The 2,204-nt window shown below is 67.1% G+C and carries 1 pseudogene; it reads right to left on the bottom strand.

The features are described 5' to 3' along the window. Nucleotides 1-618: 618 nt before the first annotated feature. Nucleotides 619-1,839: pseudogene (locus tag HGG74_RS20740) on the bottom strand (IS701 family transposase). Nucleotides 1,840-2,204 lie beyond the last annotated feature (365 nt).

Here is a 2,204-nt window from a genome sequence, read left to right as displayed (position 1 = left end):
AACCCCCGCAGGGGCCCCCCATCGCTCCGGAGCAACTTTTCCATCTTAGCCGCTCTGTTCCCGGGGCGCAAATCGCGGTCCCGGTCCCGAAGGTAAAGTCTGATGGATTTTGCCGCTGCCTTGCCTGTCCCGGCTGCAGCGGCCTGAGAAACATTACTCCTCTTGACGCTCCCGCGCAAATCGGCCCTCCAAGCCAGGCGAGGCGCTCCGGAAGCCGGCGGGCCTCGCTGCAGAAGGCCCCGTTCGGCCGCGGCGCCGCGCGGGGATTGCCACTAGATTACGAGCATGTCTCAGGAACCTGAAGGAAACCGTTCCGCAGGAGAAGCCGCGCAGGTGCAGCCGGCGCCAGGCTCTCCCACAAGCCGCCGCGGCCAGAGATGTCCGACCTCACGCCACTACCGATCAGGCCACTCGTGGCTCCGCCGAACGTCGTGAAGGACTCGCGGCTGATGTGGATTGCCAGTTTCACTATCGGCATGGCGGCAGGCCTCGTAACCTACTTCTCGCACAATGTCCTAGTAGTACTTCGTTAGGTTGGTGCTCGTTGGCGGCAGTAGGGGCAGTGGCTGAGGGGGGAGATGAGGATCTGCTGGAGTTCGGTCAGGATCCGATAGAGGCTCAGGCTGCCCCGGCCGCTTTTGGGCCGTGCTTCAGGCGCAGCCGGGTGATGAACAGGTGGGCTGCGGTGACGAGGGTGGCGTGGCAGTGCCAGCCGGGCCAGGTGCGGCCCCCGAAGTGGGCCAGGCCGAGGCCGGTCTTCAGTTCCCGGTAGTCGTGTTCGATACACCAGCGGATCTTGGTCAGGCGGACCAGGGTCTTCAGCGGGGTGTCCTCGGGCAGGTTGGAGATCCAGTAGTCGGTAGGTTCGGGCTCGTGGGGCGGCCATTCGCAGATCATCCAGGCCTCGGGCAGCGAGCCGTCCGGGTTTAGCGGGATGTCCCGGTTGGCTGGCCGGATGCGCAGGGCCATGAACCGGGAGGTCAGCGAGGCCGTCGGGTTGTTCGGGCTGGTCCTGGTGCCGTGCCGTTAGATGGCCCGGCGCAGGGACTTGCGTCCGGCGGCCACGGCCAGTTCCTGCAGCGAGGAGGGCACGGTGCGGTACCGGGATGCGGAGGGACGGCCGCGGCCGGCATAGTCCAGGGGTTCAGGGACCGCGCCGGCGGGGTGGGCGCCGGTGGAGGCCTTGACCGCCAGCACGTACGGGGATGCCCCGCTGCTGCAGGCCCAGGCGGAAGGCAGTGGCATCCCCTTAGCCGGCGTCGGCGGCTACCAGCGGCGGGAGCAGCCCCCAGGAGGCCAGTTCGTCGATCATTTCCAAGGCCAGTTCCCACTTCATCCGGTGCCGGACGGTGTCCGGGATCTTCGCCTTTGCCCACAGGTGTCGTCCCAGGACTCGAGCATGAAGAGTCTCCAGTCCAGCGGGGCCGAGGCCGCGTCGGTGGCCGCGTGCACGCTCACGCCGATCTGGCAGTTGCCGACCTTGCCCAGGGTGCCCGAGTACTGCCGGGCCACGCACGGGGAGGAGTTCCCGTCCTTGGCGAACCCGGTGTCATCGATCACCCAGGCCTCCGGCCGGACCAGGTCCACGGCCAGCGCCGCAAGCCGGCACCGCACCGGTTCCACCGCCCACGGGGAGGAGGAGACGAACTGCTGCAGCTGCTGGTAGCCCACGCCCAGCCGCCCGCCCATCGGCTGCATCGACTTCCGGCCCTCCAGCATCAGCCCGCGCAGGTACAGGCTGCCCTTGGCTCGCTGTTCGGCCCGGGGCAGGGAAGCGAAAATCTGCGCCACAAAGTCTTCCAGCTCGCCCCGGACAGCCGCAATCTCCTCATGCCTCACGGACCCGAAATTAACAGACCCCCGGCGGGATTAAAAGAGCAGCCCGACCAACCTAACGAAGTACTACTAGGGCAGTATGGGGACGATTCTGCTGATCATCCTGATCGAAGCAGTGCTGCTGAACGTGATGATGCGGCGGCGCAGCCACGGTCGTGGCAGATGGGTTCCTCTATACCCCGACGACCGAGGGGATCTACATCCGGGTGTTCCTCTTGGCGCAGCTGCTGCTAGCCGGCACTGCGCTAGTCCTCAGCGTAGGGCGCCATGCTCCACGGTTCGGAGTCCCCGCCGCCCGAAGGACAGGGCGCGGTGCACCGCAGCCACGGCAAGCCGGTTGGAGTCAGCACGGTCGGCGGGGTCACCCG

The organism is Arthrobacter mobilis (assembly GCF_012395835.1).
Taxonomy (GTDB): Bacteria; Actinomycetota; Actinomycetes; order Actinomycetales; family Micrococcaceae; genus Crystallibacter; species Crystallibacter mobilis.
The sequence above is the reverse complement of the archived record's forward strand: the minus strand, read 5'-3'. Positions and strand labels throughout refer to the sequence as shown.